Source organism: Blastococcus haudaquaticus (genome assembly GCF_900230285.1).
Lineage (GTDB): Bacteria > Actinomycetota > Actinomycetes > Mycobacteriales > Geodermatophilaceae > Blastococcus_B > Blastococcus_B haudaquaticus.
This window is the reverse complement of the sequence record NZ_OCNK01000003.1, coordinates 599,885-623,743: the sequence shown is the minus strand read 5'-3', so window position 1 is coordinate 623,743 and position 23,859 is coordinate 599,885. Positions and strand designations below refer to the sequence as shown.

At 73.5% G+C, this 23,859-nt stretch carries 20 protein-coding genes and 1 tRNA gene; 4 read left to right on the top strand and 17 right to left on the bottom strand.

The genetic code is table 11. The features are described 5' to 3' along the window. Nucleotides 1-75 precede the first annotated feature (75 nt). Together CRP30_RS14420 and CRP30_RS14415 are read right to left on the bottom strand one after the other, a co-directional pair. Complete coding sequence (locus tag CRP30_RS14420) at nt 76-888, bottom strand: Bax inhibitor-1/YccA family protein (RefSeq protein ID WP_097184993.1); 813 nt, start codon at nt 886-888, stop codon at nt 76-78. Between the two features lie 142 nt (nt 889-1,030). Next, nucleotides 1,031-1,104 (bottom strand) — tRNA-Leu (locus tag CRP30_RS14415). 52 nt (nt 1,105-1,156) lie between these two features. Between CRP30_RS14415 and CRP30_RS14410 the strand changes: the two genes are divergently transcribed. Further along, nucleotides 1,157-2,080, top strand: coding sequence for an alpha/beta hydrolase (locus tag CRP30_RS14410; protein ID WP_200814755.1), 924 nt, complete (start codon nt 1,157-1,159; stop codon nt 2,078-2,080). Nucleotides 2,081-2,102: 22 nt separating this feature from the next. Here the strand turns inward: CRP30_RS14410 and CRP30_RS14405 are convergent, their stop codons facing one another. The 7 genes from CRP30_RS14405 to CRP30_RS14375 form a co-directional block, all read right to left on the bottom strand. Next, complete coding sequence (locus CRP30_RS14405) at nt 2,103-3,518, bottom strand: NAD(P)/FAD-dependent oxidoreductase (RefSeq protein ID WP_235003411.1); 1,416 nt, start codon at nt 3,516-3,518, stop codon at nt 2,103-2,105. A gap of 43 nt (nt 3,519-3,561) precedes the next feature. Beyond that, nucleotides 3,562-4,287: a uracil-DNA glycosylase gene (locus CRP30_RS14400; protein ID WP_200814754.1), complete on the bottom strand. Its 726-nt coding sequence runs from the start codon at nt 4,285-4,287 to the stop codon at nt 3,562-3,564. A gap of 98 nt (nt 4,288-4,385) precedes the next feature. Then, entirely contained in the window at nt 4,386-5,336 is a 951-nt protein-coding gene (locus CRP30_RS14395; protein ID WP_200814753.1) for a Ppx/GppA phosphatase family protein, read from the bottom strand. Next, nucleotides 5,333-5,836, bottom strand: coding sequence for a DUF501 domain-containing protein (locus CRP30_RS14390; protein WP_097184623.1), 504 nt, complete (start codon nt 5,834-5,836; stop codon nt 5,333-5,335). Before CRP30_RS14390 ends, CRP30_RS14395 begins: the two co-directional genes overlap by 4 nt. Then, entirely contained in the window at nt 5,833-6,417 is a 585-nt protein-coding gene (locus CRP30_RS14385) for an FtsB family cell division protein (RefSeq protein ID WP_097184622.1), read from the bottom strand. Before CRP30_RS14385 ends, CRP30_RS14390 begins: the two co-directional genes overlap by 4 nt. Nucleotides 6,418-6,455: 38 nt before the next feature. Continuing rightward, nucleotides 6,456-7,733 (bottom strand): phosphopyruvate hydratase, encoded by a 1,278-nt coding sequence (gene eno, locus CRP30_RS14380; protein ID WP_097184621.1) that lies wholly within the window; start codon nt 7,731-7,733, stop codon nt 6,456-6,458. 185 nt (nt 7,734-7,918) lie between these two features. Continuing rightward, the gene (locus CRP30_RS14375) at nt 7,919-8,272 is read right to left on the bottom strand and encodes a hypothetical protein (RefSeq protein ID WP_097184620.1); all 354 of its coding nucleotides are present in this window, start codon (nt 8,270-8,272) and stop codon (nt 7,919-7,921) included. 340 nt (nt 8,273-8,612) lie between these two features. Between CRP30_RS14375 and CRP30_RS14370 the strand changes: the two genes are divergently transcribed. After that, on the top strand, nt 8,613-8,960 hold the full coding sequence (locus CRP30_RS14370) for a hypothetical protein (protein WP_097184619.1): 348 nt from the start codon (nt 8,613-8,615) through the stop codon (nt 8,958-8,960). A gap of 124 nt (nt 8,961-9,084) precedes the next feature. Here CRP30_RS14370 and CRP30_RS14365 read toward each other — a convergent pair whose 3' ends face one another. From CRP30_RS14365 to mfd, 6 genes are all read right to left on the bottom strand, one after another. Further along, nucleotides 9,085-9,726: a hypothetical protein gene (locus CRP30_RS14365; protein ID WP_143278471.1), complete on the bottom strand. Its 642-nt coding sequence runs from the start codon at nt 9,724-9,726 to the stop codon at nt 9,085-9,087. 135 nt (nt 9,727-9,861) lie between these two features. Further along, nucleotides 9,862-10,281: a hypothetical protein gene (locus CRP30_RS14360; protein ID WP_097184617.1), complete on the bottom strand. Its 420-nt coding sequence runs from the start codon at nt 10,279-10,281 to the stop codon at nt 9,862-9,864. Nucleotides 10,282-10,967: 686 nt separating this feature from the next. After that, a complete protein-coding gene (locus CRP30_RS14355) occupies nt 10,968-12,806 on the bottom strand; it encodes an HNH endonuclease signature motif containing protein (RefSeq protein ID WP_143278470.1) in 1,839 nt (612 codons plus the stop codon). A 93-nt stretch (nt 12,807-12,899) separates the two neighbouring features. Continuing rightward, the gene (locus CRP30_RS14350) at nt 12,900-13,802 is read right to left on the bottom strand and encodes a nucleoside triphosphate pyrophosphohydrolase (RefSeq protein ID WP_235003410.1); all 903 of its coding nucleotides are present in this window, start codon (nt 13,800-13,802) and stop codon (nt 12,900-12,902) included. Nucleotides 13,803-13,833: 31 nt separating this feature from the next. Then, complete coding sequence (locus CRP30_RS14345) at nt 13,834-14,856, bottom strand: peptidylprolyl isomerase (protein WP_159961739.1); 1,023 nt, start codon at nt 14,854-14,856, stop codon at nt 13,834-13,836. 59 nt (nt 14,857-14,915) lie between these two features. Then, nucleotides 14,916-18,461, bottom strand: coding sequence for a transcription-repair coupling factor (gene mfd, locus CRP30_RS14340; RefSeq protein WP_097184614.1), 3,546 nt, complete (start codon nt 18,459-18,461; stop codon nt 14,916-14,918). A 290-nt stretch (nt 18,462-18,751) separates the two neighbouring features. On the opposite strand from mfd, the gene CRP30_RS14335 reads away from it, so the two are divergent. After that, the gene (locus CRP30_RS14335) at nt 18,752-19,972 is read left to right on the top strand and encodes a YveK family protein (protein WP_097184613.1); all 1,221 of its coding nucleotides are present in this window, start codon (nt 18,752-18,754) and stop codon (nt 19,970-19,972) included. A gap of 45 nt (nt 19,973-20,017) precedes the next feature. Here CRP30_RS14335 and CRP30_RS14330 read toward each other — a convergent pair whose 3' ends face one another. Continuing rightward, complete coding sequence (locus CRP30_RS14330) at nt 20,018-21,238, bottom strand: O-antigen ligase family protein (RefSeq protein ID WP_097184612.1); 1,221 nt, start codon at nt 21,236-21,238, stop codon at nt 20,018-20,020. 113 nt (nt 21,239-21,351) lie between these two features. On the opposite strand from CRP30_RS14330, the gene CRP30_RS14325 reads away from it, so the two are divergent. Beyond that, the gene (locus CRP30_RS14325) at nt 21,352-22,509 is read left to right on the top strand and encodes a glycosyltransferase family 4 protein (protein WP_200814752.1); all 1,158 of its coding nucleotides are present in this window, start codon (nt 21,352-21,354) and stop codon (nt 22,507-22,509) included. A 9-nt stretch (nt 22,510-22,518) separates the two neighbouring features. Here the strand turns inward: CRP30_RS14325 and CRP30_RS14320 are convergent, their stop codons facing one another. Next, on the bottom strand, nt 22,519-23,772 hold the full coding sequence (locus CRP30_RS14320) for an MATE family efflux transporter (RefSeq protein ID WP_097184611.1): 1,254 nt from the start codon (nt 23,770-23,772) through the stop codon (nt 22,519-22,521). Nucleotides 23,773-23,859: the final 87 nt, after the last annotated feature.

The window sequence follows — 23,859 nt, the reverse complement described above, 5'->3', positions numbered from 1 at the left end:
CACGGCCCAGAATGACGAAGGCCCGGCCCCCTCGCGGGGACCGGGCCTTCGTCGTGGGGAGGTGCTGGTGCTAGCTCACTCGCGGAAGTAGCTGAGCAGCCGCAGGATCTCGACGTACAGCCAGATGACGGTCACGAGCAGACCGAAGGCGATGTACCAGGCGAACTTCGCCGGGGCTCCACGACGGATGGCCTCGTCGGCCAGGTCGAAGTCGAGCAGCAGGAAGAACGCCGCGATGCCGATGACGGCGAGGCTGAACACGATCGCCAGCGGGCCGCCGGAGCGCAGGCCGAGGCCGTCGCCGCCACCGATCCAGGCCGCCACGATGTTGGCCAGCATCAGCACGAGCGCACCGATACCGGCGGCCATGACCCAGCGGGTCAACTTCGGGGTGACGCGGATGGCACCGGTCTTGTAGACCACCAGCATGCCGGCGAAGACACCGAAGGTGCCGATCAGCGCCTGCATGACGATGCCGGGGTAGATGTCGTTGAAGGCCTCGCTGATGGCGCCGAGCGCGACGCCGTACAGGGCGCCGTAGGCCAGCGTCGCCACCGGGTTGGCGATCTGCTTGAACGAGATCACCAGGCCCAGGACGAAGGCGATGAGCACGGCCGGGATCGCGAAGCCCCAGGCCGCCTGACCGGGCAGCGCCCAGGTGGCGGCGGCGGTGGCCACGGTCACCAGGAACGTGATGCCCGTCTTGGCGACGACGTCGTCCATCGTCAGGTAGCGCGTGGTGGTCGCCGCGTACGGCGACGGAGCGGCGTACGGGTCGGCGGTGGCAGGCGCGCCGTACTGCTGCTGGGGCTGGGCGCCCCAGCCGGCGTACTGCTGGCCGTTACCGGTGCCGCTGAGGCCCCTGAACGCCGGGTTACTGCTGGGCATCGTCATCTCCCTGAGGTGACTGGTCGGTCCGTGGAGTCCACGGTGCTGCACTCCACTCGTCCAGGTCAACGCCCGACCCCTCGTGATCGTTCCGGCGTGTCGCGGTTTCCCCCGACAGGGTCCCCCCGGGGGCCGTTCGGCGTGCCCCCGGTCGGGATCGAACCGACACTCGGACCCTTTTAAGGGGCCTGCCTCTGCCGATTGGGCTACGGGGGCTTCCCGGGCACGCTAGCGGGCCGCCGGAGGGTCCACCCGTACGGTGACGGTCGTGAGGCGCACCCCCCAGGTCCCCGTCCGGGTCATGCGTGCCGGCGTGCGCGGTCTCGTCCGCCCGGTGCTCGGCCCCCGCATGCCCGTCGGCCTGCAGCGACGCTGGCTGGGCCTGGTCACGCGGCCGACGCCGCCGGCCGAGGACGTCGCCCTCCGCACCGGGCGGCTGGGCCGTCGCCCGGCCGAGACGCTGACGCCGGCAGGCGGGCACGAGGGGTCGACGATCCTGTACCTGCACGGCGGCGGGTTCACCACCGGCTCGCCGGCGACCCACCGCGCCCTGGCCAGCCACCTGGCGGCCGCCAGTGGGGCGACCGTCCACGTCCTGGACTACCGACTGGCCCCGGAGCACCCGTTCCCGGCCGCGCTCGAGGACGTCCTGGCCGCCTTCTGGGAGCTGCTCGACCGCGGCGCCACCCCGGCCCGCACGGCGCTGGCGGGCGACTCCGCCGGCGGCTGGCTGGCCCTCACCGCGGCGCTGTGGCTGCGGGACAGCGGTGACCCGGCGCCGGGCGCGCTGGGCCTCATCTCCCCCTGGCTGGACCTCACCAGCCGCACCCTGCCCGACGACCGGACCGACGCGATGCTGCGGCCGGCCTGGCTGCGCCGGTGCGCGCGCGACTTCGGCGGCGGCACCGACCCGGGGGCGCCCGAGCTGGCTCCCCTGGACGCCGATCTCGCCGGTCTGCCGCCGATGACGGTGCACGTCGGGAGCGAGGAGATCCTGCTCGAGGACGCCGTCACGCTGGCTCAGCGGGCCCGCGCGGCCGGGGTGCCGGTGGACCTGCGCCGGCTGGACGGTCTCTGGCACGTCGCGCACGCCTCGGCCGGGCTGGTGACCGCCTCGACCGCCGCGGTCAACGCCCTGGGCGGTGCGCTCGGGGCCCGCCTCGCGGCGGACGGCTCGCTCCCCGCCTCCTGAGACGCGCGAAACACCCCGCCTGTCACCCAGCCTGCGAGCGCTCCGGGGTGTCGGCCGTCCCCGGCGCCTCCGGGCGCGGCGGCGGCAGCTGCCCGGTGCGGCCGGTGTTGGCAGCGAACACGAACTCCCGGCGCGGGTCCTGCAGCTGCCCGAGGGAGACCACCTCGCGGCGGAACAGCGAGGCCAGGGTCCAGTCCGCGACGACCCGGGCCTTGCGGTTGAAGGTGGGCACCCGGCTGACGTGGTAGCTGCGGTGCATGAACCAGGCCGGCCAGCCCTTCAGCTTCACGCCGTAGACCTGGGCCACGCCCTTGTGCAGCCCCAGGCTGGCCACCGAACCCACGTACTTGTGCCGGTAGGGCGCCGGCTCCTGCCCGGCGAGCACGGCCACGATGTTGTCCGCCAGTTGCTTGGCCTGCCGGACGGCGTGCTGCGCGTTCGGCGCGGTCGTGGCACCGGGCTCGTCCTTGGTGACATCGGGGACCGCGGCCAGGTCCCCCGCCGCCCAGGCGTCCGGCATCCCGCGCACCTGCAGCGTGGTCTCGCACTCGACCCGGCCCCGTCCGTCCACCGGCAGGTCCGTCTGGGCGAGCACCGGGTTGGGCTTGGTCCCGGCGGTCCAGACCAGGGTCTCGCTCGGGAACTCCTCGCCGTCGCTCAGCCGGACGACCCCGTCGTCGGACACCGACTCCAGTCGGGTGTTGAGGCGGATGTCCATGCCCCGCGCCGTCAGCTGCCGCACCGTCCACGCGCCCATGTCGAGGTCGACCTCGGGGAGGATCCGTCCGGTGGCCTCCACCAGCACCCAGCGCATGTCGGCCGGCGACAACCGGGGGTAGTAGTGCTCGACGGCGTAGCGGGCCATGTCCTCTAGCTCCGCGAAGGCCTCGATGCCGGCGTAGCCGCCGCCGACGAACGTGAAGGTCAGCGCCCGCGTGCGCACTGCCGGGTCGTCGGTGGAGCTGGCCGCGTCGAGGCGGGCCAGGACGTGGTTGCGCAGGTAGATCGCCTCGCCGACGTTCTTGAAGCCGATGCCGTGCTCGGCCAGGCCCGGGATCGGCAGCGTGCGCGCCACGGAGCCCGCGGCCATCACCAGGACGTCGTAGGAGAGGTCGAAGCTGGTGCCCTCGACCGGGGCGATGCGGGCCCGCTTCTCCGCGTGGGTGAGGCCGATCAGTGCGCCGGTGATCACCCGGCAGCGGTTCAGGGTGCGCCGCAGCGGGACGACGACGTGCCGGGGCTCCACCGAGCCGGCGGCGGCCTCCGGGAGGAACGGCTGGTAGGTCATGTGCGGTTGCGGGTCGACGACGACGATCTCCGCACGGCCGCGCGACAGCTTCTTCTGCAGCCGCAGCGCGGTGTAGAGGCCGACGTACCCACCGCCCACCACGAGGATCACCGGTCGGTGCGTCAGGTCGCGAGCCATCGCCTCAGACATGAGGCGAGCGTAGGCCCGGGAGGACGTGCCGACCGCTCGGGCGTCACTCCCGGGCTGCGATCCCGGCCACCTCGGTCGCCCGGTTCAGGACGGCGTCCAGCATCGGCTCGGTGAGCCGGCCGGTGAAGGTGTTCTGCTGGCTGACGTGGTAGCTGCCCAGCAGCGTCAGCGGGCCGCGCGGCCCCTCCAGGCCGACCTCCACCCCGTGCCCGAACGCGGGCCGGGGACGGGGCAGCGGGTAGCCAGCGGCGGCGAGCACCGGCCACAGCGCGGTCCAGCCGAAGCCGCCCAGGACGACGATCGCGCGCAGGTCAGGCAGCAGCGCCAGCTCCCGGGCCAGCCACGGGTTGCAGGTGTCGCGCTCCTGCGGCGTGGGCGCGTTGTCCGGCGGGGCGCAGCGCACCGCCGCGGCGACCCGGACGCCGGTCAGCTCGAGCCCGTCGCCGATGTGCGTGGAGGTGGGCTGGTTGGCCAGTCCCGCCCGCCAGAGCGCGGCGAAGATCCAGTCGCCGCTGCGATCGCCGGTGAACACCCGGCCGGTGCGGTTCCCGCCGTGCGCGGCCGGCGCGAGCCCCACGACGGCGATCCGTGCGTCGGCCGGCCCGAGGCCAGGCACCGGCCGGCCCCAGTAGTCCTCCTCGCGGAAGGAGGCCCGCTTGACGCGGGCGACCTCCTCGCGCCAGGCGACCAGCCGCGGGCAGGCGTAGCACGCGGAGATGCGGGCGTCGAGGACGGCGAGGTCCCGCGTCGAGGCGGCTGACCGGACCACCCCGGCGGGGGTCCGGGTGGCGGGGAAGCCGCCGGCGTCGCGGCCCCGATGCAGGGGCCCGTGGCGAGCCTGCGGGCCGCGGGGGGCATCGGAGTCCTTCATCTGCGGGCGAGGCGGAGGGCGATGCCGTCGAGGATGTCGTGCTCGCTGACGACGACCTCGGGCAGGTCGAACTCGTCCATGAGCACCCGCAGGATGAGCGCGCCGGCGCCGATGACGTCGACCCGGCCGGGATGCATGACGGGCATGGCCGCCCGGCGCTCCCGGGTCGCCGCGAGCAGGTCGGCGCTCACCGCCCGGACGTCGTCGACCGCGATGCGGGACCCGTGGATGGCGTCCGGGTCGTACTCCGGGAGGTCGAGGGCGATGGCCGCGACCGTCGTCACCGATCCCGCGACGCCCACGAGGGTGGCGGCCTCGGCCACGGGCACCTCCGCGGCGACCTCGGCCAGGGCGGCCCGGATGTCGGCCTCGGCCCGGCGGATCTCCTCGGCGGTCGGCGGGTCCGAGCGCAGGTGGCGCTCGGTCAGCCGGACGCAGCCGATGTCGACCGACCGGGCGGCCCGCACGCCGTCGGCGTCGCCCAGGACGAACTCGGTGGAGCCGCCCCCGATGTCGACCACGAGGAACGGCGGCTGCGGAGCCGGGCTGCCGTGGGCGCCGGCTGCGGCCACGAGGGACGCGGTGGCGCCGAGGAAGGACAGCTCGGCCTCCTCGCGGCCGGTGATCACGTCGGGGAGGCGACCGAGCGTGGCGGTCACCATCTGCTCGAAGTCCGCCCGGTTCGCGGCGTCCCGGCTGGCGCTGGTCGCGGCCATCCGGACCTCGGTGGCACCGAGCTCCCGGAGCGTGGCCGCGTACCCGGCCAGGGCGAGGCGCGTGCGCTCGATGGCCTCCGGGGCCAGTCGTCCGGTGGCGTCCACGCCCTGGCCCAGCCGCACCACCTCCATGCGGCGGACGAGGTCGGTGTGCGCGCCTCGCTCCGGCACGTCGGCGACGAGCAGCCGGATGGAGTTGGTGCCGCAGTCGATCGCCGCCACGCGGGTCACGTGCCCTCCCCGGCCGGGCGGGCGCACGGTCCGGCCGCCCACCACTCCCCCATCTCCTCGACCGCGCGGTCGCCGATCGGGTTGACCCCGGGACCTGCCGCGAGGGCGTGACCGGCGAGCGCGTGCAGGCACTTGACCCGGTCCGGCATGCCGCCGGCCGTCATGCGGGTGGGCAGCACGTCGCGGGCGTCGCGGGTCGCCAGGTAGGCCTCGTGGGCCCGCTGGTAGCCGGCGGCCAGCTCCGGGTCCGTGCCGAGCTCGTCCTGCCACTCGCGCATGCGGCCGGCCGACTCCAGCCGGCTGGCGGCCGCCGTCGCCCGCGGGCAGGTGAGGTAGTACAGCGTCGGGAACGGGGTGCCGTCCTCCAGGCGCGGGGAGGTCTCCACGACGTCGGGCTGCCCGCACGGGCAGCGGTGGGCGACCGCGACGAGGGCGCGCGGCGGCCGGCCGAGCTGCCGGGCGATGATCTCGCGCTCGGCGTCGGTGACGGGATCGGTCACTGCGCGGGGCCGCCGTCTGCATCGGCGAGGGACCGCATCAGCCCCTCGTGCCAGGGCAGCTGCTCGTCGCGGGCGGTGGAGGCCAGCGTGCCGGCGTCCCCCTCCACCGCTTCGCCGTCCACGACGACGACCAGCCGGTCGCCCGGCAGCACGTAGGTGAGCCGCTCGCGCGCCTGCCGCTCCGCGTAGGCCGGGTCGGACTGCCGCTCGAGCTGCCGGCGCAGGTCGGCCGCCCGCTCGTCCAGCGCGCGCCCCTCGGCGGCCAGCTGCTCGAGCTCGGCCTGGCCGGCCAGGTACTGCCGGATGGGGCCGGCGAGGGTCAGCGCGAGCAGGAGCACCAGGGCCCCGAGGAGCACGGCGGGGCCGGTGACCAGCGGACGCCGGCGTGGCGTCGTCGCCGTCGGGCGGACGGCGCGGCGCAGCGAGCGGCGGGCTCCGGGCCGGCTGGTGGCACTGCTGCGGAGGTTCGCCGCCACCGGTCGCGTCGAGTGCACGCGGGGAGCCCGGCCGGTGCTGCGCGACACGCGGCCACCGGAGCGCTGGGCGTCCCCACCGCTCCGCCGGCCGCGCACGTTGCTCATCGGGTGCTGCTCATCAGGGGGTGGTCATCGGGTCGTGCTCAGACCGCCAGCCGCGGGAAGGCGGCGGCACCGGCGTACCGCGCGGCGTCGTCGAGCTCCTCCTCGATGCGCAGCAGCTGGTTGTACTTGGCGACGCGCTCGCTCCGGGCCGGGGCACCGGTCTTGATCTGCCCGCAGTCGGTGGCGACGGCCAGGTCGGCGATCGTGGTGTCCTCGGTCTCGCCGGAGCGGTGGCTCATCATCGAGCGGTAGCCGCTGCGGTGAGCGAGGTTGACCGCGTCGAGGGTCTCGGTGAGCGTGCCGATCTGGTTCACCTTCACCAGCAGCGCGTTGGCCGCGCCCTGGGCGATGCCGTCGGCCAGTCGGGCGGGGTTGGTGACGAACAGGTCGTCGCCGACGATCTGCACCCGGTCCCCGAGGGCGTCGGTGAGCGCGACCCAGCCCTCCCAGTCCTCCTCGGACAGCGGGTCCTCGATCGAGACGATCGGGTAGGAGGAGACCAGCTCGGTGTAGTAGTCGGTGAGGTCGCCGGCGGTGAGGGTCTTGCCCTCGAAGGCGTACCCGTCGGCGCTGTGGAACTCGGTGGCGGCGACGTCGAGAGCGAAGGCGATGTCGGTGCCGACGCTGTAGCCGGCCGACTCGACGGCGCGCACGATCAGGTCGAGAGCCGCCCGGTTGCTGGAGAGGTTCGGGGCGAAGCCGCCCTCGTCGCCCAGCCCGGTGGACAGCCCGTCCTTCTTGAGCACGGCCTTGAGCGCGTGGTAGGTCTCGGCGCCCATCGCCAGGGCCTCGGCGAAGGTCGCCGCCCCGATCGGGGCGATCATGAACTCCTGCACGTCGACGTTGCTGTCGGCGTGGGCCCCACCGTTGAGGATGTTCAGCATCGGCACGGGCAGCAGGTGGGCCGACGGTCCGCCCACGTAGCGGAAGAGCGGCAGCCCGGCGGAGTCGGCCGCGGCGCGGGCGACGGCGAGGCTGACGCCGAGGATGGCGTTGGCGCCCAGGCGCGACTTGTCCGGGGTCCCGTCCAGGTCGATGAGCCGCTGGTCGATCAGCCGCTGCTCGCTGGCCTCGAAGCCGACCAGCTCCGGGCCGATCACGTCGAGGACGCCGTCGACTGCCTTGGTGACGCCCTTGCCGCCGTAGCGGTCACCGCCATCCCGCAGCTCCACGGCCTCGAAGGCACCCGTGGAGGCGCCGCTGGGCACAGCGGCGCGCGCGATCGTCCCGTCGTCGAGGGCGACCTCGACCTCAACGGTGGGGTTTCCGCGCGAGTCCAGGATCTCTCGCGCGCCTACGGCATCGATGCTCGGCACGGGGGCAGCCTAACCAGCCTGTCCGGTCCCGCCCGACAGCCGCGCGCCGCCGACCGTCTCCAGACGGCCGCATGGAGGCCAGGCAGGACGGTCTTGGCCGGCCGGATCCACCCGATGGCTCCACCAGGCGTCCTGAAGCGCGACTATCGGCTGTGCCCCTGAAGGCGGCCTATGGGACAGACGGCTCAGCCGTCTGAGGACTGCACCGAGCGCCCTTGGGCAAGCCGGTGACGCGATCCCGCACGTCCGAGCGCGGCCTCGAATTTGCCTCCGCCGAGCAAGCCCTCCGCTCGCACCACCATTTGCGAGACCTTCTCCAACTCCCGCTGGAGGTCGGCCACTCGGACGAACTGGTCCTCGTACAGAGGTGCGAGAGGCGCGAGGCCGTCTGAGCGCACCAACGGCTCAAGCCGTGGGGCCCAAGCGGTCTGCTCGTCGAACTGGTCGTCGTAGACATCCTGCTCTCTGACCCACTGGAGGAGTTCGGCCAACGACTCCTCCAATAGCTCGATACGCCGTCGAGCGTCCGCCTCGTCCACGCCCCGAGTATGGCGGCCGGCATGACAGCGGACGTCTACAGCAGTGGGTCGCTAGGACACACACCGATTGATGACGCGGCTGGCCCCTCCGACCTGTCAGCATCGAAGATGCTGGCGGAGTCGGTGGCCGTCGGCCTTGGCCGCGGCCTCGGCGCATGGGTTGCCCCGCCTGGCTCATGCGTCCGTTGTGGAGGGGAGCAGCCCGTCCGAGTCGGGCCCGTGCAGGCAACCGGGGTAGGCGTGCCACAACCACCCAACGCCTACCCCGGCCACCATCCACGTGTCCCTCAATGGGCCGCTCAGGACAGTCGGCACACGGAAGAGCGCTACCGTCCCGCCCGTGAAGCAGGACCTCTCTGGTGAGGAGTGGAAAGCCGTCGAAGAAGGCGAGCTGGTCGCACCTACAGGCACCGTCTACGGCCGGCGGACGACTCGAATGAAGCGCAGGGATGCCGACTCACTGGTGGCGTCGGGCTGTTCCGTCGTCACCTACTGGCCCGGTGGGCTCCCGGAGATGACCCGGGTCGTCTGGCACGACGGAGAAGACGCACGAGGCGCGTGGGCGGACGCCCGAGCCGACGTCACCAGCGAGACTCCCCATCCGCCTCATCGCGGCGCCGTGGTCACTGTCGGGTGCTGGGAGTCACTGGACGGACAAGCCCTGCTGGTCCTCACCTGGCATCACTGAGGCCGTCCGATCCGTCGCCTACGAGCTCACTGCGGTGTCTCATAGTGGGCGTTCAGGGACGTGACGCCGGCTGTGCCACAGGGCGGCCTTTGGGACACCGCTGCGGGTCATGTCGGATCTGGTGTCAGCGCTGGCGCCGCAGCCGATCGGACCACCCTCGGGCCCGAGGCGGCTGAGACGGCGGCGGTGGGATTGTCGCGATCATGCTTCCAAGCCCAGGAACGCGGTCCGGCCAGTCTCGCGCCACGGTGTGGATCTCCTCGTAGGCAGCGGGATCCCGTGTGACGTCGTGCAGTCGCTGGGCAATCTCGGGCATGAGGGACTCCAGGCCGTAGGCGTCACCAATCGCCAGAGCTGCGAAGACGCCTCCCCATGGGCGACTCCCGTAATGCACGGTCAGATAGTCGCCGCGTAGCAGGGCCTGGCCAAGCTGCGTCGGATCAGCGAGCCCGATGAGCGGCAACGTGGCGGCAAAGAAGTCTTGCTCGCAGAGATGTTGAGCGTCTGGCTTGCTGAAGTCGTAGAAGAAGTCCCGACCACCTGCCGATGTGCACTGGCTAACGGTCACCACACCACCGTCCTCCCGGGCGAGTCGCTTCCCTGGCCCCCCGACGTGTATGCCGACACCGAAGTAGGGGCCATGCGGGTTCTTGTCCTCATAAATCACAAGGGGCAGCACCGTTCGGTCGAGCCGCCACATGGCGCCCTCACGGAGGACGCCGCCTTCGCTGAGCGCCGCCTGCATCGCGGCAGTGAACGTCTCCATGGCGAGCACTCTCGCGCACGGGCAACGGGGCCTGGGTCGAGGGCCTCGGGAGCGGTACCCGGCTGAAACGCCCAGAGCGCGCCGGTGTCACCGAGTGGGCCGCTTGAGGACGCTGGGCGCCTCGACGGAAGATCCTCAGGTCGAGGACGCCACCTGCTGGCCCGGCAGAGAACCGACCTCGGCGACGTCGTGGTACGGCTCGCCTTCGCAGTACCACCAGCCACCGCACGCTCCCATGACGCGGCGATGTTGAGCGCAGATCGGCCAAGTGACGCCGAGGCCCCTGAGTGCTTCAACCACCTCGGTCGCTAGGAGTTCGTCTGCGTCAGCGTCGAGTCCAGCGCCTAGTTCGTCCGTGGACGCCTCGGCCGGCGCGAACCAGTCCTCATCCTCGACTTCGGACTCCAGCTGCAGGCGTTCAGTGACCACGCCATTCGTGACCGAGAGGACGTAGTCCGAGTCGACCGAGCAGGTCCACGGCTGGGATGTGGTCTGGCGAAGGTCTGCCTGAACGCGGTCAGCGGCGACCGAGAGTCGCGCCAGGTTCCGTTCCACCGCCGGAGGTTAACGCCAGCATCGAAGCGGGCTGGTCAGCCGCCCTACGTTGTGGCGAAGGGTCCCGGACCGCTCTGGGGACAAAGGGCGGCTTCAGGGACAGCTCCGACGAGCCGATACTCCAACCGTGCCGAAGCATCCCGGCTATCCGTTCATCCCGAAGTCGACCACCCACATCAGAGCCGGCGACTTCTGGGCTATCCCCTTACGCCGTGGCGGCTGGTACGCCTGCGGCCGGGTCCTCTGCCTCCTACCGGGTCGCACCTTCGTGATCATGGGACTTATGGACTGGTGCGAACCGACAGTCCCGACCGGCGAGAGCCTTCATGGACGCAAGGTGGTCCACTTCGGCGCTGGACACGTGAGGTTGTCGATTGCCGAAACAGGTCAGCCCATCCTGGGCAACCTTGAGCTAGAGGACGACGACTACTGGCAGGCAGTAGGGGCGGCCTGGACAGCCACAGAGGTAGGCAGCGTGACCCTCGGTGGGGATGGACTCGAAGGGCAAGCACACGCCCACTTCGGGCGGCACTTCCCTAACCATCCGAGCCCGGCAACGGAACGTCCGGCACCCCTCCAGGGTGACTGGCGCGGGTTCTAGAGACTGTCCCTGAGTGGGCCGCTCAGAGACACCTGCCGGCGGACAGCAGCCTGCGCTTCGGCCGCCGGCGGGATGCCGGTCGGAGCTAGAAGGGCGGGATGTCGAGGTCGGTGCCGAATCGTGGTGGGTGGCTGACCAGCACCTCGCCGCTGGGCGTGGTGATCGCCAAACCGCCGTCGTCGGCTTCCTCGAAGCGCCAGCCCGGGGCCTGGTGCTTCAGCCGATGGTGGTGCTCGCAGAGGCACCAGAGGTTGTCGTGCGCGGTCGGGCCGTCGGGCCACTCCCGCCGGTGGTCCAGGTCGCACGAACGAGCGCGGGCGCGGCAGCCCGGGAACCGGCACCGCCGGTCGCGCATCCGGACGAATCGCTCCAGCTCGGCTCCCGGCGTGTAGCCGTCGGTGGCCGGTGGCGGACCGAGGCCCGCACCGCGGCGGATCCCCGCGGCGTCGGTCAGCGCGATCAGGCTGCCCCGCAACCTGTCGACGACGGCGATGCGCGGCCGATGCGCGAGTCCCGTCCCGGCGAGATCGCGGACACCGATCAGCGCGCCCACGTCGAGTAGGGCACGCAGCTCGCCATCCACCCAGGTGCCGTCGAGGATCGCCTGCTCCGCCCCGGCAAGCCCTTCCTGGACCGCGGCTTCGTTCCGCGCCCGCGCGAGCGCCAGCCACTCGTCGAGCGCCCGGTCCTGCACGGGAGCGGGCGCCGGCGCGGGTCCGGAGCGCGGAGGTGGTGCTGGGTCGGGATCGCTGGATGTCTCGCACTCCGGCCCCGCCGGCGCCCCGTCACCATCACCGCCATCGGACAGACCCGCGACGTCCGGAGCCGGGCGGGGCATCAGCCCGAACGTGTAGCCCAGCTCGCGCACCATCTCGGCCGGAACCAGCATCCCCTCGACCTGACCGGGCTCCGCACCGCCGAGCATCGTCTCGAGAGTTGCGACCAGGGTCAGGGCCACGGTGACCGGCGGCATGCCGTTCTCCCCGGGCCGCAGGATCAGGTCCTGCACGCAGTCGGCCATGCGCTGCTGCTTGGTGCGCTCGTCGCCGTCGGCCCGCGCATCCTCCGCGTACGTCTCCAGCGCCCGGTAGATCGCCGCGGCGGACGGCAGCGGGAGGTCGAGGGACACCGTGGCGGTCCCGTCGCGGCGGTCGTGCAGCCGCACGCCGCGCTCACGGACGGCCGTCACGAGCTTGCGGGCCGCGGCGTCGGCGTCCTTGCGGAGCACGATGCGCCGGGCGCAGTCGCCCAGCTGAGGGGGCGTCTTGCGGTCGAGCAGGCCGAGCACGTGCGCCTCGATGTCGGCGCGGAGCCCGTCGTCCTCCACCGGACCGACCACGTTCACCATCTGCCGCGCATGCGCGGGGGTCAGCTCCCCACGCGCCAGCAGGGCGAGCGTTCCGGGCAGTCGGTCGACCAGCACGACCGATTCCGCGAGCTGGACCCCAGCCGCTGTCGAGGTCACGCGGAGCGACGGAGCCACCTCGTCGACCGCCCACTCGCTCACCTCGGACAGCGCAGCGGGTCGAGCGTTCCGGGTCGCGGCCGACATGGCCCCCTGCTCCCCCGGCTGCCGGTCGAACGACTCCGACGGCCGGCACCGGGCGAACTCGGCCAACGACGTCGCGACCACGGCCGACAGGCGAGCGATCGCCCGGGTCGCGGCAGCGGCCCGCTGCAGGTGGTCGATGCCGGCGTCGAGCACATCCCTCAGGTCGGCGAGATCGTCCGGTGCGGAGTCCTGCCCGGCCGGCCGGTGCCCCGTGCCGCCACCACGGACCGGGACGTACTCCCAACCCACCGCCGGGTCGGGGTGGACGACCTCGACCACGAGGGGCCGGGGGTGGTCGAGCAACGCCGTGGAGAGCGCGCGTTCGAACGAGGACGGGCGCGTGTCTGTCCCGCCAACTAATTGTTCGAACATGTGTTCGATGATACCGATGGGACGACGTCCTGACCAGCGAAAAGCTGCCCTGTGGACGGACCCCTGACCGGTGGACGGACGGGGGAACGGGGGCTACGCCGGTCGGTCCGCCGATGCCGCCGCAGCCTCGGCGTCCAACTCCCCGGCGTAGCGCCGCACGGCCTCCCGCAGGGCGTCCTCGACGTCCCAGCCGCGCTGCTCGGCGGCGGTGACGACGGCGAGCAGCCGCTCCCCCAGCGCCTCGGGACTCGCGTCGGCCAGCTCGGCCGGCTCCGGCGTGCTCAGCCCCGCCCGCGCCGCCCGCCGCACCAGGGCGGCCCCCCACGCAGCCGCGGGCTGCGACCGGGAGACGCCCTCGGTCGGTGAGAGGCGCTGCTTCTCCGCCTTCTTGATCTCGTCCCAGCCGGCCTCGACCTGCGCCACGTCGCGCGGCCCCGCGTCCCCGAACACGTGCGGGTGCCGACGGACGAGCTTGTCGACCAGGTCACCGGCGACGTCGTCGATGTCGAAGCGGCGGTCCGGATCGGCCTCGGCGGCCACGCGGGCGTGGAAGACCACCTGGAGGAGCACGTCGCCCAGTTCCTCGCGCATCGCCACGGGGTCGTCGTCGACGATCGCGTCGTAGGCCTCGTGCGCCTCCTCCAGCAGGTAGCCGCGCAGCGAGGCGTGCGTCTGCTCGGCGTCCCACGGGCAGCCGCCCGGCGAGCGGAGCCGGTCCATCACCCGGACGACGTCGAGCAGCCGCTCCCCGACCGCGCCAGGGGTCGGCTCCGACGGCGGGGCCGGCTCCGACGGCGAGGCCGGCTCCGGCGGCGGGGCCGGTTCGGCGAGCCAGGAGTCGACGAGCACGACCGAGAACCGCAGGGGCAGGCCGGTCTCCTCGCGGAGCAGCCGGACGGCCCGGACGCGGTCGTCCCGAGCGAGGTCGAGCACCCGCGCACGGATGTGGGGGTCGACGGTGATCGCGGCCGGCTTCGGGGGGGAGCTCCAGGGCACCCGTCCAGTGTCGGGGACCGGTGCCGGCGGGCTACTCGGCGGGGGCCGGAGCGGGGGCCGGAGCAGTGGCGGGATCGGCCGCGGCCTCGTCGCCGAGGATGTCCACGACACCGCCGTCGCCGGGCACGAGCCGCCCCTCCTCCAGGACGCCGTAACGCGGGTTGACGGTCACGCCGAGGTCGTCCCGGACCTCCTGGATCGCCTCCTCCCCCGCGGCCTCGGCCGCCTGGGCGGCCTCGTCCTCCAGCTGGGGCCGGACCTCCTCGAACGGCGGGTAGACCGTCCCCTGGACGAAGGTCACGACGACACCGCCGGCCTCGGGCACCGGAGTGGCGAACGCCGTGTTGGGCGCCGCCGACCCGATCCCCTCGGCGAGGATCCCGGGCAGCTCGTCGGGCGCCCGGGACTCCAGCGCCGGGAGCGTCGTCGCCCCGGGGAACTGCGCCGCGACGGCCGGGTACGCCGTCGCTCCCGGGGCGAGCTGCGTGATCACGGACTGCGCGGTCGCCTCGTCCGGGACGGTGATGTAGCCGAAGGACACCTGGGCGAGGCTCTGCCGCACCTCGGCGTACCGGGCCCGCAGCGCCTCCTCGCCCAGCGCGTCGGCCGCGCCCTCCGCCTCCGCGATGCCCCGGCGCACCAGCTGCTGGCGGACGTTCTCGACGACGTCCGCCCGGCCGATGCCCTGCTGGGCCAGCTGGCCGAAGACCTCCTCGGGGTCGTCGTTCCCGAGCAGCTCGTCGATGCGCGTCCGCACGTCGCGATCGCTCACCTGCACGTCGAAGCGCTCCGCCGCGGCGGCGAAGACCTCTTCCTGCACCAGGAGCCCGAGCACCCGGCGGGTGAACTCGTCGCCCTGCGCGTCGGCGTAGGCGGCCACCTCCGGGTCGGCCAGCCGGTCCTCGACGGCCGACTGCAGCTCGCTGACCGATATCCGGGTGTCGCCCACGTAGGCGGCCACGTTGGGCGAGGTCCGGCACGCGGACAGGCCCGAGACCGCGACGGCCAGGACGAACCCGGACACCAGCACCCGGGGGACGCGACGCTTCAGCACGTCCGCAGGTTGCCACATGGGGAGTGACCTCCGTCGCAGGCGGCTCCGGTCCCGCCGCCTCAGGACGCGGCGGCCACCGGTTGCTCGACGACGGCCTTGAGGACCGAGTGCACGTTCTCCAGCAGGGCGACGTCGCGCAGCGGGGTCCGCCGGTCGGGGCCGACCGGCACCTTGAGCGAGATCGTCTCGACGGCGGCCTTGTACGAGGCGCCGTCGGCCAGCCTGGCCAGCCGCATCTGCTGCGACTCGCGGAGCGGCACGGGGCTCACCCGGATGGCGCGACCCTGCAGCGACACCTCGGTGATGCCGAGGGCGCGCATCGCCGTCCGGAACCGGGCGACGGCCAGCAGGTTGAGCACCGGGGCCGGCGGGGCGCCGTACCGGTCGGTGAGCTCGTCGAGCACCGCCTGCGCCTGCTCGTCGGTCTGCACCGAGGCGACCTTGCGGTAGGCCTCCATGCGCAGCCGCTCGCCGGGCACGTAGTCGTGCGGGAGGTGGGCGTCGACCGGGAGGTCCACCCGCACCTCGAGCGGCTCGACCGGCGCGGACTCGCCGGTGACCTGCGAGCGGTAGTCGGCCACCGCCTCCCCGACCAGCCGGACGTAGAGGTCGAACCCCACGCCCGCGATGTGACCGGACTGCTCGCCACCGAGCAGGTTGCCCGACCCGCGGATCTCCAGGTCCTTCATCGCCACGGCCATGCCGGCGCCCAGGTCGGTGTTGTGCGCGATCGTCGTCAGCCGGTCGACCGAGGTCTCGGTCAACGGCCGGGTCGGGTCGTAGGTGAAGTAGGCGTAGGCGCGCTCGCGGCCACGGCCCACGCGCCCCCGGATCTGGTGCAGCTGGGAGAGTCCGAAGGTGTCGGCTCGGTCGACGATCAGGGTGTTCGCGTTCGGGATGTCCAGGCCGGACTCGACGATCGTCGTCGCGACCAGGACGTCGTACTCCTTCTCCCAGAAGCCGACCATGATCCGCTCGAGCTCGTGCTCCTTCATCTGCCCGTGGCCGACCGCCACCCGGGCCTCGGGCACCAGGTTCCGGATCTTGGCCGCGGCCTTGTCGATGGACTGCACGCGGTTGTGGATGACGAAGACCTGGCCGTCGCGCAGCAGCTCGCGCCGGATCGCGGCGGCCATCTGCTTGTCCTCCCAGGCGCCGACGTAGGTCAGCACGGGGTGCCGCTCCTCGGGCGGGGTGAGGATGGTCGACATCTCGCGGATGCCGGTCAGCGACATCTCCAGCGTGCGCGGGATGGGCGTCGCCGACATCGACAGCACGTCGACGGCCGTCCGCACCGACTTCAGGTACTCCTTGTGCTCGACGCCGAAGCGCTGCTCCTCGTCGACGATGACCAGCCCGAGGTCCTTGAACCGGGTGCTGGGCTGCAGCAGCCGGTGCGTGCCCACCAGGACGTCGATCTCGCCGGCGGCCAGCTTCCGGATGATCTCGTCGCTCTCGGTCTTCGACTGGAACCGGGAGAGGACGGCGACGGTCACCGGGAACTGGGCGAACCGCTCGGCGAAGGTCTTGAAGTGCTGGTTGGCGAGCAGCGTCGTCGGCACCAGGACGGCGACCTGCTTGCCGTCCTGCACCGCCTTGAAGGCCGCGCGCACCGCGATCTCGGTCTTCCCGTAGCCGACGTCGCCGCAGATGATCCGGTCCATCGGGACCGGCTGCATCATGTCGGCCTTGACCTCGTCGATCGCGCCGAGCTGGTCGGGCGTCTCCTGGAACGGGAAGGCGTCCTCGAGCTCGCGCTGCCACACGGTGTCGGGGCCGAACGCGTGGCCCTTGGTCGCCATGCGCGCCGAGTACAGCCGGATCAGCTCGGCAGCGATCTGCTTGACCGCCTTGCGCGCCTTGCTCTTGGTGTTCTTCCAGTCGGCGCCGCCCAGCTTCGACAGCGTGGGCGCCTCGCCGCCGACGTAGCGGGTCAGCTGGTCCAGGGAGTCGGTCGGCACGAACAGCCGGTCCGGCGGCTGGTTCCGCCGCGACGGCGCGTACTCGACGATCAGGTAGTCGCGCTGCCCGCCGTTGACGGTGCGACTGATCATCTCGATGTAGCGGCCGATGCCGTGCTGCTCGTGGACGACGAGGTCGCCGGGCTGCAGCTGCACCAGGTCGACGGCGTTGCGCCGCCGCGTGGGCATCTTCGTCGCGTCCCGCATGGAGGTGCCGCGCTGGCCGGTCAGGTCGTGCTCGGTGAGCAGCGCCAGGCCGATGTTGCGGAACGCGAAGCCGGCCTCCAGGTTGCCCTGGGTGACCTGGGTGATGCCGGCGGCGGGAGCGCCGGCGATGTCGGGCACCAGCCGGACACCGAGGTCGGCGTCGGCGAACTGGTCGGCGGCGCGCTGGGCGGGGCCGGGCCCGGCGAAGGTGAGGACGACCCGCCAGCGGTCGCGATGCCAGGAGCGCAACTGCTGGGCGGCCTTGGCCTGGTCACCGTGGAAGCGCTCGACGGAGGTGGCGTCCAGGGTGACCTGGTCGTCGTCGTCCTCGGCCTGGAGCGTGAACGCCCCGGTGGTCCACCACGGCAGACCGCGGAGCCGGGCCGCGGTCTCCACCTCGGCGAGGTCGCGGAACGACGACGCGCCGAGATCGATCGGCGCCTGGCCGGCCACGGCCGCGGTCGACCAGGACGCGGCCAGGAACTCCTCGGCGGTGGTCACCAGGTCGGCGGCGCGGGTGCGCACCCGCTCGGGGTCGCACACCAGCACGTGCGTGCCGCGGGGCACCAGGTCGGTGAGGAGCTGCATCTCCTGCCCACCGATGAAGGCGGGGATGAGCGACTCCATCCCCTCGACCGCGATGCCCTCGGCGAGCTTGCCCAGGATCTCGGTGAGCTCCGGGTGCTCCACGGCGAGGGCAGCGGCGCGCTCGCGCACCTCCGGGGAGAGCAGCAGCTCGCGGCAGGGCGGTGCCCAGAGCCGCTCGGGACGCTCGTCGAGGGAGCGCTGGTCGGCCGCGGAGAAGTAGCGCAGCTCGTCGACCTCGTCGCCCCAGAACTCCACCCGCACCGGGTGCGGCTCCGTGGGCGGGAAGACGTCGAGGAGCCCACCGCGGACGGCGAACTCGCCCCGCTTCTCGACCAGCTCCACCCGGGTGTACGCGGCGTCGACCAGGGCGCGGACGATCGCGTCGAGCTCGGCGGTGTCGCCCGGCTTCAGCTCCACCGGGACCAGGTCGCCCAGGCCCGGCGCGAGGGGCTGGAGAACGCTGCGCACCGGGGCGACCAGCACGTCGATCCTGCCGTGCTCGCCGGGGTGGGTGAGGTCGCGCAGCACCGCCAGCCGGCGGCCGACGGTGTCCGCGCGCGGGCTGAGGCGCTCGTGCGGCAGCGTCTCCCAGGCGGGGAAGGTCTCGATCCGGCGACCGGGGACGAAGCACCGGAGCACGTCGGCCACCTGGTCGGCGTCCCGCTCGCCGGCGGTGACCACCAGGACCGGCACGGCGGCGCCCGGCTGCTCCGCGGCCAGCGCCGCGGCCACCAGGGGCTGCACCGGCGGCGGGGCGGTCACGGCGAGGGAGGCGCGCCCGGCGGAGGCCACCACGCGGGCCACGCCGGGGTCGGTGAGGACGACGTCGAGCACGCCGCGCAGGGTCACGGTGGTCCACTCCCGGGGATCACGGCCGCACGTGCACCGCCGGACGCGGTGGAGGCCGGATTCCCAGGCTAGTCCGCGGTGCCGACACCGGTGGGCCCGAGCAGGACCGGCGGCCCGGGGAGGCCCTCCACGAGGGGCTCGCGCCGTCCCCCCCGGAGGGATGAGTGCGGTGCTCAGAGGCCTGATCGGAGGCCGTGCCGTCCGTAGCATCGACCCTCGAGAGCACGTGGACGAGCAGGCGGGGGCACGTGCGCCCGCCGCCGTCCGAGCACCCGGCTGGGAGTCGACCCATGGAACTGAGGGACTACCTCGCCGCGCTGCGGCGGCGTTGGCTGACCTGGGCCGTGATCTTCGCGGTCAGCGTCGGGACCGCGCTCGTCGCCATCCAGACCCTGCCGCGGTCCTACCAGGCCACCGCGCAGATCTTCGTGGGGACGACGTCGGAGAGCACGTCCGGCTTCCAGTTCGTCGCCCAGCGGGTCAAGAGCTACCCCGACATCGCCGAGAGCCCCGCCGTCCTGCGACCCGTCATCGACGCCCTCGGTCTCGAGCAGTCGTTCGAGGAGATCCGCCGGAGCGTCTCGGCCAGCAATCCGGTCGACACCACGCGCGTCGAGATCGCGGTGACGTCCGAGGATCCGGAGCAGGCGGCCGCCGTCAGCAACTCGGTGGCGGAGCGGTTCGCCGAGACCGTCGTGGACCTCGAGAAGGGGGCGAGCGAGGTCAGCCCCGTCACCCTGACCGTCACGTCCCCGGCCACGGTTCCCACCTCCCCGGTCTCCCCCGTCCCGCACCTGTTGCTGGCGCTCGGCGTGGTGTTCGGCCTCTGCGTGGGCGCCGCCGTCGCGATCCTGCGCGACCACACTGACTCCACCCTGCACACCGAGGAGCAGATCCGCCGCGCGTGGGGGCCGGGCGGCAGCGACCTGACGGTGCTGGCGCCCGCCTCGGGCTCCGCCCGGCACAGCCGGCTGATCGGCCGGCCGGCCGCGCTGCTCGCCCGGCATCTCCAGCTGCTCGCCGAGCGGCAGCCCGTGCGCGTGCTGCTCCTCTCCGCGGGCGGGGCCGACGCCGGACCCCGCCGCCTGGCCACCGACGTCGCCAACGAGCTGCGCGAGGCCGGGACGTCGGCGGTCGTGGTGGCGGCGCAGCCGGATGCCCAGCCCTCGGCCCCGGCGGGTCAGGCTCCTCTCGGTGAGCGTCTGGACCGCGTCCGCCTGAGCACCCGCACGGCGCTGGCCCCGCTGAGCGACCTGCGCCTGTACGCAGGCCGGGACGCGGCGGTCGTGATCGTCGTGCGGGCCGGCCACATGCACGCCGCGGAGCTGCCCGAGATCCGGCGCATGCTGGACGCCCTCGGCATCGAGCCGCTGTCGGTCGTGCTGCTCCCGGCACGGGGCCGCCGGGCGCTCGGCGTCCGGCAGACCCCGCGCGGTCCCGGCGACGTCCCGCTCGAGCGCCTCACCGGCGACCGCCCCGCGCTCGAGGAGCCGGTGACCGCTCGCGCCTGACCGCGGGGCGCTCCCCGTCGCTCCCGACGGGCCGCGACCGTCCCGTCAGGCCGGCTGCCCGAGCGGCCGCCCGGCGGGCGCGACCGGCAGTCCCGCGCCGTCCTCCTCCTCGTCCCGCAGGCGCGCACGCGAGCCGCCTTCGGCGAGGAGCGAGACGGCGAAGAGCACCAGGAACATCGGCGTGGCGTCGAACAGCCCGCTCTCCAGGAGGCTCCGGCCGACGAGGAAGACCACCAGGCCGAGGAAGAGGATGCGGAAGCGGCGCGGCGTCCGCAGCACCGACCGCACGATCCACAGCACCCAGACGACGGCGGTGACCAGCCCGAGCGTCCCGGCCTGGACGAGCGCGGAGACCCAGGTGCTGTCCAGCAGCTGCTCGTCCCACCACTGGCCCTCGATGGGGATGAGCTTCACCGACAGCCCACCGCCGAAGGCGGACTGCCACAGGGTCTCCGCCCACGATCCCGCCGCCCGCCAGGCGATGAACCGCGACTCCAGGGTGCTCGCACCCGCTCCGTCGCGCTCCGCGAAATCGCCGACGACCCCGGTGCCCACCGCCACGAGGGAGCCGACGCCGGCCAGCAGGAGGCCGCCCACGACCAGCCCGACAGCAGGTCGGCGCAGGTGGAGGGCCATCACGGCGACGGCGAGGAGCAGCATCGCGAGCGCGGTGCGTGAGCCGGTCGCCCAGATCACCCCGAGGTAGGCGGCCGCGAGCAGCAGGCCCAGCACCCGGACCTCACCGGCCACGATCCGCCAGACGCACCACAGCACCACGACGGCCGCCAGAGCGGCCATCTCGTTCGGGTTCAACGGCGGCAGCCCGCCCTCGAGCCGCCCGGAGGTCAGCGTCGACACGCCGGTGACCGTCGCGACCGCCACCACGACGGCGCAGGCCCACACGATGCCGCCCAGGACCTCGATGGCGGGCACCGAGCGCAGGAGCAGGAAGACCGTCGCCGCGAGGATCACGATCCGGACGGCGATGACCGCGGTCGGCAGGAGCGTCCCGAAGGCCAGCGCGCCCAGGAGGCCGGCCACGAGCATCGTGCCGAGGAACCACAGGGACCCCGTGCCGAGGCGGGGGGCGCGCTCCCGCGGGGGGACGGCGAGGAAGGCCAGCACCAGCGCCAGCACGCTCAGGACGCCCTTGCCGACCACGACGGCGTCCAGGCCGCCGGAGAAGATGTCACCGCGGCGCCAGACGACCGTGCTGGCGATCATCAGCAGGCTGACGACCGCCACCTTCAGGGACGGGACCGGCACCGCAACTCCTCGGGCACGAGACGGCACGCCAGCCGCACCAGAGGAGGATCGTACGGTGATCTGACAGTCTGATCGTGGTCCCGAGCGGGACCATGACCCGGAGAGGGGACGTGGTGGCCGACGATTCCGCCGGCACCGTCCTGGTCGCCCATCCGTCGGCGGACCTGTACGGCTCGGACCTGCAACTGCTCGAGAGCATCGCCGGGCTGGTGTCCCGGGGGTGGCGGGTGGTGGTGACCCTGCCCCACGAGGGCCCGCTCACCCCACGCCTGCGCGCGTGCGGCGCCGAGGTCGGCTTCCTCGCCGTCCCCGTCCTGCGCAAGTCCCTGCTGTCGCCGGCCGGTCTGCTCGCACTGCTGTGGGCCAGTCTCCGTGCGCTGGGCCCGATGCTCCGGCAGCTGCGCCGGGAGCGACCCGACGTGGTCTACGTCAACACGGTGACCGTGCCGTTGTGGCTGGTCGCCGCCCGCCTGGCCCGCCGTCCCGCGCTGTGCCACGTGCACGAGGCGGAGGAGGCCCGCGCGGCCGTCCGCCTGGTGCTCAACCTCCCGCTCTTCCTGGCGCGGTCCGTCGTCGTCAACAGCCGGGCGGCCGCCGACACGATCCTGTCGGCGCTCCCCCGCCTGGAGCGGCGCATGCAGGTCGTGCACAACGGCGTCCCCGGGCCGGGCACGGCGGTCGCCACGGAGCCGGGCACGGCCGCGCGGACCGGTGGACCTCGGCGGATCGCACTCGTCGGGCGGCTGTCGCCGCGCAAGGGCATCGACGTCGCCCTCGAGGCCGTCGCCCTGCTGGCCGCGAGGGGCCACGACACCCGGCTCGAGCTGTGCGGGTCGGTCTTCCCCGGCTACGAGTGGTACGAGCAGGAGCTGCGCGACCGCGCCGCGCTCCCCGACCTCGCCGGCCGGGTCACCTTCGCGGGGTACACGTCGCCCACGTGGCCCGCGCTGGAGCGGGCGGAGGTCGTGCTGGTGCCGTCCCGTGCCGAGCCCTTCGGCAACGCGGCCGTCGAGGGACAGCTCGCCGGGCGCCCCGTCGTCGCCTCCGCGGTGCAGGGTCTGCGCGAGATCATCACGTCCGGGGAGAACGGGCTGCTGGTGCCACCGGACGACGCACCGGCACTGGCCGACGCCATCACCTCGGTGCTCGACGACGCCGAGCTGGCCGCCCGGCTGGCCACGAGCGGCCGGTCCTCCGCCCTCCGCCGCTTCTCCCCGGAGCGGTACCAGGACGAGATCGCCTCGGCGGTCGCGGCGACCGTCCGGCACTGAGCCGGGCCGTCAGCCGACGGCGACGACCTCGGCCTGCCGGGGCCGGTCGACCAGCGGGCGCAGCACGCGCCGCCGGACGGCCGCCGCGGCGAGCAGGGGCCCGATCGCCAACGCCAGCGGGGCCCAGGCGGCGTGCGACGGGTGGGTGAGCACCAGCACGAGCACAGCGGCGAGGGACAGGAGCTCCAGCGTCCGCAGGCCCAGCACCCGTGCCTGCTCCCGGTGAGCCGAGGCCATCGCCCCGTAGGGCAGCAGCAGGGCACTGGCGACCGCGTACGCCGACCACCCGGCGACGGCGGCGGCCGGGACGCCGTAGTCGCCGCCGGTGATCACCGGGCCGAGGAAGGGCAGCACCAGCAGCGCCGCCGCGCCGATGAGCGCGACGGCCACGGCCAGGCCCAGCGCCGCCCGGTCGGCGACCCGCAGGCTGTGGGCGACGGGGCGGCCCCTCAACGCCACGAAGTGCGGGAGCAGGAAGGAACCCAAACCGCCGACGAGCACCAGGGTGGGCGCCGTGTAGACCCGCGCGGCCTCGATCGGCCCGTAGGCGGCCACCCCCGCCGTGGCGACGACCAGGAGGCGCAGCGCGGTCATGAGGGCCGGCCGGATGGTCTGGGTCGCCGCCCGCCAGCTGCCGAACGCGAAGACCTCCGCCCAGGCGGGTCGCCGCCAGGGCCCGTGCGGCCGCTCGGAGGCCGGGAGCAGCACGTACGCCGTCACCGACGCCCCCACCTGACCGACCAGGAGGGCGACGACGAAGGACGGGAACGTGAGCTCGCCGAGCGAGGCCAGGCCGGCGAGGGTGGAGAGCGCGAGCACCAGGCTGGTTCCGTCGACCGCCGACAACGACCAGAACCGGCCGGTCGCCATGAGGAGCCGGCGCAGCGTGTCCTCGACGATGAACGCGGCCGTGGCCAGGCCGAGCAGCAGCCCGGTGCCGGTGCCGCCCAGATCGGTGAGGACGGTCGCCAGGACCCCGAGGACACCTGCGCCCGCCGACACCACCACGGTCCAGCCGTGCAGGGCGGCCCTGACCCCGGGCTCGCGGCGGTCCAGCACCGTCAGGGAGTCACCGACCAGGCCGCTGCAGACGGCGGTGGCCAGGACGATGGCCCCGTAGGCGACGGCGAACGCACCGAATCCGGACGCGCCCAGCGACCGTGCGGCCGCGACCTGCAGGACGAGCCCCGCCGCGGCCTGGGTGACCTGCCCCGCGACCGCGGCCGTGACGGGCCGCCGGAGAACGCCCAGCACCGACTTCACCGCTCCCCCTCCCCCGGTCCCACCACGACGATCACGGCGCCGGGTCCGGGGGCCGCCGCGGTTGCGACGGCCCCCGGACCCGGACGA